8 protein-coding genes are annotated in these 8,379 nt (G+C 44.2%); 1 reads left to right on the forward strand and 7 read right to left on the reverse strand.

The genetic code is table 11. The features are described from left to right. Nucleotides 1–11: 11 nt before the first annotated feature. Nucleotides 12–1,088 (reverse strand): flavin reductase family protein, encoded by a 1,077-nt coding sequence (locus tag AC1P5O_RS10685; RefSeq protein ID WP_004729897.1) that lies wholly within the window; start codon nt 1,086–1,088, stop codon nt 12–14. A gap of 141 nt (nt 1,089–1,229) precedes the next feature. Here AC1P5O_RS10685 and fabR point away from each other — a divergent pair, with 141 nt between their 5' ends. Next, nucleotides 1,230–1,910: an HTH-type transcriptional repressor FabR gene (fabR, locus tag AC1P5O_RS10690; RefSeq protein ID WP_004729898.1), complete on the forward strand. Its 681-nt coding sequence runs from the start codon at nt 1,230–1,232 to the stop codon at nt 1,908–1,910. A 62-nt stretch (nt 1,911–1,972) separates the two neighbouring features. Here the strand turns inward: fabR and AC1P5O_RS10695 are convergent, their stop codons facing one another. The 6 genes from AC1P5O_RS10695 to AC1P5O_RS10720 form a co-directional block, all read right to left on the reverse strand. Next, a complete protein-coding gene (locus tag AC1P5O_RS10695; protein WP_004729899.1) occupies nt 1,973–2,773 on the reverse strand; it encodes an alpha/beta fold hydrolase in 801 nt (266 codons plus the stop codon). 136 nt (nt 2,774–2,909) lie between these two features. Further along, nucleotides 2,910–3,176, reverse strand: a complete 267-nt coding sequence (locus tag AC1P5O_RS10700; protein ID WP_004729900.1) for a PAAR domain-containing protein — start codon at nt 3,174–3,176, stop codon at nt 2,910–2,912. A gap of 144 nt (nt 3,177–3,320) precedes the next feature. Beyond that, on the reverse strand, nt 3,321–6,149 hold the full coding sequence (rapA, locus tag AC1P5O_RS10705; RefSeq protein WP_211100784.1) for an RNA polymerase-associated protein RapA: 2,829 nt from the start codon (nt 6,147–6,149) through the stop codon (nt 3,321–3,323). Nucleotides 6,150–6,301: 152 nt separating this feature from the next. Beyond that, nucleotides 6,302–6,946, reverse strand: a complete 645-nt coding sequence (locus AC1P5O_RS10710) for an RluA family pseudouridine synthase (RefSeq protein WP_004279998.1) — start codon at nt 6,944–6,946, stop codon at nt 6,302–6,304. 133 nt (nt 6,947–7,079) lie between these two features. Beyond that, nucleotides 7,080–7,775 (reverse strand): phosphopantetheine-binding protein, encoded by a 696-nt coding sequence (locus AC1P5O_RS10715; protein ID WP_004729903.1) that lies wholly within the window; start codon nt 7,773–7,775, stop codon nt 7,080–7,082. Nucleotides 7,776–7,874: 99 nt separating this feature from the next. Further along, on the reverse strand, nt 7,875–8,150 hold the full coding sequence (locus tag AC1P5O_RS10720) for a GlcG/HbpS family heme-binding protein (RefSeq protein ID WP_004729906.1): 276 nt from the start codon (nt 8,148–8,150) through the stop codon (nt 7,875–7,877). Nucleotides 8,151–8,379: the final 229 nt, after the last annotated feature.

Below are 8,379 nucleotides of genomic sequence, written 5' to 3' on the forward strand. Positions count from 1 at the left end.
ATAAAACTCGCTTATAAGTCGATGACAAGGTCAGTCTGCGCTGAGTTAATACAAATTTTGAGCAGGTTACCGGGTTCGGTATTTTGCGCACCGTTGACCAAATTCTTGGTCGAACCTTCTACTTTATTGCAGGCACATTTATTACAAATGCCCATACGGCAACCATGGGTCGGTTTAATATTTTGCTGTTCCAGACTCACCAGAATGGACTGGCCTTTTGGAATGCTGACAATTTTTTTCGACTGGGTCAGGGTGACATTAATAAAGCCGGTATCCGATTGATCCGCCAAGCTCATGCTAAATGCTTCACCTTTAAACTGTTTTGCCTGAGCAAAAAGCTGTTCTGCTTTAGATACAAAACCTGAAGGGCCACAGCAATATACGATGCTATTTTCCAGATTTTGCAGATCGGTCAGATAGGTTTCATCAAGACGTGCAGCAGCTGGCTGTTCTTGAGTGGCATACACATGAAATGAGAAATTTGCATGTTTTTGAGCAAGTTCTTCAAACCGTGCTTTAAATGCGGCATCCTGATCTTTTTTAACCCAGTACCAGAGAGTAACCGGTGCAGATAGTTCACCTTTTTTGCTCAAGCTTTCCAGCATACTGAGCATTGGGGTAATACCACTCCCTGCTGCAAGCAAGATCAATGGACTCGTCTGCACAGGCAAGGTCATATCACCATAAGGCTGACCAAATTCGATCACATCACCTACTTGTGCCTGTTCTGCCAACCAGGTACTGACTTTACCGGCATTGACTTTTTTCACGGTCAATAAAACATGTTGCGCATCTACACGGGTCAAACTATAGCTACGTTCATAACGGATGCCGTTTACCACCACATAGACCGGATGATGCTGCCCTGCTTCACCAAACTTAAATAAGCGATTCACTTGAATTTTCAGACTCAGTATATCCTGTGCGGCATTTTCTTTATGCACGATCTTGCCTAATGGCTGATTCAACGACCATATAGGATTGAGTTTCTGAATCCAGAAATTAATCGCATGCTGATCAACAACACTATCAGACAGTGCATTCAACGGCGTTTTAAGTTTTTGGAGTACATGCATCGTTTGCGACATCACCTTGAGGTTTTGAATTATTATACACATGTATATATATTTGTATATACAACCGTATTGTTTCTATTCATTTCACAAGCTTGACTGGCTCGGTTATAATAAAATGATTCATGCATGAACCTATCGATGAACGAGCCTTCAATGAAAATAAGCAGTGACGCATCTTTATTACAATCGAAAAGCATTGATGAGCCGATTATCGTACGGAGTGTCGGTCGCAAGGCCACCATTACCAAGGAAGAACTGTTTCAGGCTGCGTTGAATCTGATTGGGCCACAAAAAAGTATTTCCTCTTTAAGTCTACGTGAAGTCGCGCGTGAAGCTGGTATTGCACCGAACAGCTTCTATCGTCATTTTAAAGATATTGATGAACTGGCCATTGAGCTGATTGATCGTGCCGGAATTGTATTGCGTCAGATTTTGCATGAAGCACGTCTGCAAGCTTCTCGCCAGAACAGCATCATCCGCAGTTCTGTGGAAGTTTTTATTGCCCAGCTGGATGCCGATGAAGGCAATCTGAGCCTGTTATTACGTGAAGGTTATACCGGTTCCAAATCTTATAAACAGGCAGTAGAACGCCAGTTAAATTATTTTCAGCAGGAACTTCAGGATGATTTGATTCGTCTGGAACGTCTAAACAATAAAAAATTATTTCATCCGGATATTGCCGCCAAAGCGATTACCCAACTGGTGTTCAACATGGGCGCCAATGTGATTGATATGCCTGCTGAAGATCGTAAAGAAATTGCCGAACAGACCATGATCATGATCCGGATGATTCTGGAAGGTGCGCGTCATCTGGAAGATTCTCAGCTGCGTTAATTTCCCGATTTGCACGAAGCTGTATAAAAGAGACGTAATCAACGTCCCTTTTTTTATGATGATTACAAAAGTGCGAGTTGGGTTTTGACCGCCTTTGCAGTGGCTTCCGGATACTCAAGTGGGAACATATGCCCGCCCTCGACCACAGAATAATTAATCCGATAAATCTTCTGCATCCCTTGTGGCAAACCCTGCTGATAAAACTGGCTCTGCTCAGCAGTCATCAGATGAATTGGCACTTCAGGCTGTCGGCGTGGTGTTCTCCACCACCAGGCGGGTACAGTCCGGAAGATTTCCGCTTCTATCTGTTTTGGAATAGTTAACGTCACCCCACCACGTTCAGGTTCTGGCTGAATGCCGCTCTCGATATAATCAGCAAAACACTGCTCATCGAAATTTTTAAATAAGCGGTTAAACCGGAGTGCTTCAATAGCATCCTGTTTCGATGACCAATGATCTTTGCGTTTTAGCGTAATTCCTGCGGGCGTATAGCGGTCAACACTTTTCAGATTCAGCTTTTTAATCAGTTCAAACATGGCGCTATTTTTTCCAATCACAAATGGTGGATCCATAATGACCAGTTTGGAAAATAGTTCGGGACGTCGATACGCCGCCATCAGGGTCACCAGACCACCAAAGGAATGCCCTAAACCAATCACCTGTTGCTGAGGAAACTGCTGCTCGATATCTGCAATGACTTCATCAACCAGATAACGCCAGTCTCGCGTAATTGGATATTGCGAATTCATGCCGATCAAGGGAATCGCTTTGACTTCATAGTCTTGCTGAAAATAGTCCAGAAACTTTTGGTAAGTTGCCGCAGGGATACCATTGGCATGAGTAAAATGTAGGGCTTGCTTCATTATTTTTTAAACGCAGTGCGTATTCATCCTGAAATCATCGAATGAGCTTACTGATCTATTCTTTCATTCGGCAGTGCAAAAATGCTCAAAGCATGACCTCAAAGTCATTTCTCTGTATTTCTTCAGAATTTAAAGTCTATTTCTGAGATACAGTCAAATGTTGCATCGGTAGAAAAGTCGCGCCGCAACTGGCCTTATCCCCCGCGATGACTATCGCTCTTCCTTTGACTGTAATTGATAAGTCGCTAGCAATGGCGGTGACCATGGTCTGGCATTTGGGACAATAATGCTTCATGCCATTTAAATGCACGGTGATACCATTGATCAAAAAAGTGGGTTCACATTCAGTCACCATGCCACCATGACTGGTCTTTGTGCCAAGGGTAATCAGTGCTTTTGACATACTTTGTCATTCTTATTATTCAATAGGCCAATTTTAAACAGGAGAAAAATAACAGGCCAGCATTCTCCGACAAAAAAATAATAAACCCGGATTTTGCCCATAAAAAAAGCAGCCCGAAAGCTGCATTTTTTAATGATTTAAAGCTTAAGGCTTGACCACGACCATCACCTGAATTGCTTCCGGTGTTACCGATAGACCATCCAGCAGGCTTAAACCTTCTTTCTGCAACTTTTGTAAACGTGCAATTTCATCTTCACGGATACTTGGATTGAACTGTTTCAGATAGGTCAGGCGATCAATTTCATATTGCCATTTATTGCCATAGACTTCTTTGGCTTGCTGCTTGAAGCCAGGCAATGCACTGCGTGCCAGTTCAAGTGCCTGCTGATAACGCGCTTCAATCACATCACGACGTGCTTTCACCACCTGACGGCAACTATTGCCATCCAAATGATGTAGATAAGGCTTCAGGATTTCTGGTGCAATCTTCTGGGAAAGATCCTGGCCTTTTTCACTGAGCAAGACACGGATTAACTGTTGCGGCAAGCTAGACGGCAAGTTCAATGCTTTCGGAGCCACCACATCGACCTTGAACCATACTTCAAGTAATACCGAACCCTGTGGCAGTGCTGCAGATTTTAGTACCGCAACGTTAGTGCTACCAAAGCCTTGCGTATTGATCATTTCCATCACACTTTCAGTGAATGGATGTTCCAGTGTCAGGTATTGCGCATCTTCGCGGATTTGTGCCTGATCACGATAGAAAGTCGCTGTAATCCCTTCTTCATCCAACGTCAAACCTTGAACCTGCATTTGATCGGTTGGCTTGATGATCACTGTACCGTTACTTTGCTCGTCAAAGTCGATATTCGTAGACGCCATAAAGCGCTTCATGAAAATCGGCAAAGTGGTATTGTCATCATAGTCTTCAAGCGCGTTGACAATTTCCTGTGCCACCACCGGACGGCAAGAGTTGTACTCAAGCAAACGGTCTCTACCTTCCTGCAATTCAGCTTCCAGCGCTTCACGTTGCACGCTAACTTCTTCCAGCAGGTCTTCAAACTCTTGACCTTTGTCTGCCAATAGACAGTCTTTCAAGCGAACAATAAAATTTTCTTGCAAGGTTTGTGCAGCTGGAGAAATATTACTGAAAATATTCAGCGCTTCGTTATACCAGCGGAACATACGTTCTTGTGCAGTTCCCACCAGATAAGGCACATGAATCTGAATGCGGTTTTCCTGACCGATACGATCCAGACGACCAATACGCTGTTCCAACACGTCCGGGTTCGCAGGTAGGTCAAACAGAATCAGATCAGAGGCAAACTGGAAGTTACGTCCTTCTGAACCGATTTCCGAACAAAGAAGAATCTGCGCGCCATACGAATCTTCAGCAAAATAAGCTGCGGCCTGGTCACGTTCTAACAAGCTCATGCCTTCATGGAACATCGCCGTACGAATACCGGCATGTAAACGCAGTACATTTTCCAGCGCTTCAACCACTGGACCGCTACGTGCAATCAGTAAGACTTTCTTGTGTTTTAAATCGGTACGCAAACGCTCCATCAGCCACATCACGCGTGGATCGGCTTCCATCCACGAGCCGTCTAGCTGAGCTTCTTCAGGCCACATTTGCTCACGCAACTTACCATCTTTCGACCAGTGTTCCGGTGCTGGTAATGGTGCCGGCTGACAGTCACGACCCGGGAAGCCCTGAATGGCTTCACGCGTATTACGAAACAGGATACGACCGGTACCATGACGGTCTAAAAGTTCGTGAATGGCACGGAAACGCTGCTCAGGATGATCTTCAATTGAATGACCCAACAAGGCCTCAATCGCAGTCAAATGTTCTGCTTCAAGTGGCAGATTTGACATCAACACTTCTGCAATTTTAGCGGTGTGCTGATATTGCGCTTCTTCATCCAGGAAACGATCCAGCGAGTTAAAGCGCTGCGGATCGAGTAAACGCAGGCGTGCAAAGTGACTTTCTACCCCGAGCTGTTCCGGTGTTGCCGTCAATAACAATACGCCCGGCGTATGTTCAGCCAGTTCTTCGACCAGATCATAACGGTCATTACCGCCATCTTCTTCGCTCCACATCAAATGATGTGCTTCATCGACCACCAGCAAGTCGAAACCGGCTTCGAGCGCCTGTTCACGCAGATCTTCATGGTCGACCATCAAATCGACAGAGGCAATAATTTTTTGTTCGGTCAGGAATGGGTTTTGTTCAGGATCATGCTCTTTGATTGATGCAGTACGGGTCAAATCAAATAACGAGAACTCAAGATTGAAACGACGGCGCATCTCAATCATCCACTGATATTGCAGCGAATCTGGTACTAAAATCAGGATGCGTTCAGAACGGCCAGTTTTCAGCTGTTGATGGATGATCAAACCGGCTTCGATAGTTTTACCCAGACCGACTTCATCGGCCAGTAATACACGCGGAGCAAAACGCTGACCGACTTCATGCGCAATATACAACTGGTGTGGAATCAGGCCGACACGTGAACCGACCAGACCACGCAGTGGACTGCTTTGCATATTGGCCTGCATCAGCAGCGCTTCAATACGCAGGTCATACCATTCTTTATAATCGACCTGACTGGCCAATAAACGGTCTAGAGGCTTGGACAACTGGATGGTGGCACCAATGCGGGTTTCATTCAGCGATTTACGTTCTTCAGTCCCATCTTCCAGGGTACGAATGACGTGATAACGCACCACGCCATTGCGGTCTTCCACGGATTCTACAATCCATTTGGTCCCTTCCTGATCCTGTAATTCATCTTTCACATTAAATACGATACGAGATAAGGGTGCATTGCTACGTGCATAGACGCGAGTTTCATCGCTTTTCGGGAATAAAATGCTAACCGACCGCTCATCAACATCAATAAGAACGCCTAAACCGAGTTCTGTTTCAGTATCTGATAACCAACGTTGACCAATAGCAAATTGCTGCAATTTTTCCACCTTTATCTTAAGTACAAGATTATGAATATTAGGCTCAATCACGAAACGTCATTGGAGCAAAATTCCATACCTTCAAGCAATGTATTTTGACATAAAGCTCACTAAAAAGTGAGCATAATTCACGCCGATTAAAGAAGTATTTCCTAGAACGGCGCCGGACAATAAAATTCGACCAGCTGCTCTGTTTGAGGATGATAAAAACTCAAACGTTCCGCATGTAAACATAGACGTGAACTGAGCTGTTGCTGTTCGGGTGTCGCATATAAGGTATCGCCAATAATCGGATGTCCGAGATATTGCATATGCACCCGTAGCTGATGTGAACGGCCGGTAATTGGGGTCAGTTTCACCCGGGTCACAGGCTGTCCCTGAATATTAAAATGTTCAATCGCCTGCCAATGCGTGATGGCCGGCTTATGATGTGCGGGATCTGCGATATGTAAGGGCGGACGGCTTGGATCATACACCACTGGCACTTCAATAGTGCCTTCACCTTCGAGTGTACCTGCAACCACAGCCTGATAGGTTTTATCAGTCTGGCGTTCCTGAAACTGGCGGGAAATGGTTTTTTGTCCCCATTTAGTCAGACCAAAGGCCAAAATACCGGATGTATCGCGATCCAGTCGATGAATCAGTAAAGTTTTGGGTTCGAGTTTGACCAGACGGTTGATCAGGCAATCTTGTAAGTCTTCTGTTTTACCGGGAACTGTGAGTAAACCTGCAGGTTTGTGGATGACCATGAAATCGTCATCACGATGTATCAGATGTTCGGTTAGAAAATTACTCAAAGTTCAATCCCAGGCTGATCGCGAAAAACAAGGCGGCAATGATAGAAAGCTTAGCCAAGAATTACAATGCGCATTTATGTAAATGACGATGAAATTTCCGATTTAGCGCATAAAAATGCTCAATCGCAGCACATCAACCTAAGGATTGTAAAATAAAGCTTGCCAATTTATGCAAAGACGGATGCTTTAGCACATCTTCATAACGGATATTGGCACCATGCGCACGCCATACACCAACCAGACTCACCATCGCTACTGAATCCAGACCATAATTTTTTAGGTCGACATAGGGATCAATTTCCAAGGCATCCATATCCAGCTGTTCTGCGATAGCCAACATAATACCTTTGGTCGACAATACATATTCGGAAGGTGCGCTTAACTCCCATAAGCGAGTCAGGCTATAGGTATTTAAGTGATGTATCCCCTGTGCCGAAATATTTTCAATCCACTGAATATGCTGATCTTGATTTGACAATAAAATCGCATCATCAACCACACCGATTTGATCCGTCACACTCATCAGATGCGGCAAAATCTGTTTCAGCATTGGCGTGACCTGACCGGCAAAAATTAGTTGCGGATGCGTTGAGGCATATTCTCCCAATTGCTGCATGCCTTGCATCAGGTCATCACCATATAGATCAACAATGGGAATATCCAGTGCTTTGGCTTTATTGGTTACTTGGATCAAATTTGCCATCAGTGAACTGTCTTGTATCCCCTGCTGCATACGCAAGTTTTGCAATCCGACTAAAACCAAAACGGATTTAGAGGATGACAATTGCCATTTGGCTTGAGATAGGGCAAGTTGGATTTTTTTGGGCATGGGGTAAAGCATGGGAGAGGATTTTTCTAATCTATGCGAATATATACCTATGCTAGCGTAGATCTAGAAAAATGGTAAGTTCTAACCTCTACACTGATCCTAGACAAAATAATGGACAACCAGCCCCTCTAAACTTTTAATAATATCTTCAAACAACTTGGATGGACGGCGACTCATTGCAGAACATTTGGCTTTTTCGACGGCCAGATTTGCAGTCATCGGTGCTGCACCATCCATACGCTTCATCGCAAGCAAATGACCCGTTTCATCCACCACAGCAATACTGACATTAAAACTGTTCTGAATGGCATATTGATGGGCTTGATCTAATAAAAATTCAGCATCGCTTAAAGTCAAATAATGTTTGGTTTTCATTGATCTATCTCATCCTTTAATTTATCAATTTCAAATCTTATGATGTCTAATCCAAAGAATGAAATAAGCCCGATCACTCGGGCTTATATTCCCTCTCCTTTTAGGCATAGGTATCTACACATCTATGAGATACCTAATGCCATTGTGGCTATCTCATTGAGTTCATCTATTGAATATTCCGAGAGCAGTTGAAGAGTGTTCAGTAAAATCGAAAGCCCTGCCAATAAGG

This window comes from Prolinoborus fasciculus (genome assembly GCF_056724605.1).

Bases quoted from the DNA above. Each gene is read 5' to 3' on its own strand.
- AC1P5O_RS10685 (WP_004729897.1), bottom strand. From the start codon at position 1,088: ATGTCGCAAACGATGCATGTACTCCAAAAACTTAAAACGCCGTTGAAT.
- fabR (WP_004729898.1), top strand. From the start codon at position 1,230: ATGAAAATAAGCAGTGACGCATCTTTATTACAATCGAAAAGCATTGAT.
- AC1P5O_RS10695 (WP_004729899.1), bottom strand. From the start codon at position 2,773: ATGAAGCAAGCCCTACATTTTACTCATGCCAATGGTATCCCTGCGGCA.
- AC1P5O_RS10700 (WP_004729900.1), bottom strand. From the start codon at position 3,176: ATGTCAAAAGCACTGATTACCCTTGGCACAAAGACCAGTCATGGTGGC.
- AC1P5O_RS10715 (WP_004729903.1), bottom strand. From the start codon at position 7,775: ATGCCCAAAAAAATCCAACTTGCCCTATCTCAAGCCAAATGGCAATTG.
- AC1P5O_RS10720 (WP_004729906.1), bottom strand. From the start codon at position 8,150: ATGAAAACCAAACATTATTTGACTTTAAGCGATGCTGAATTTTTATTA.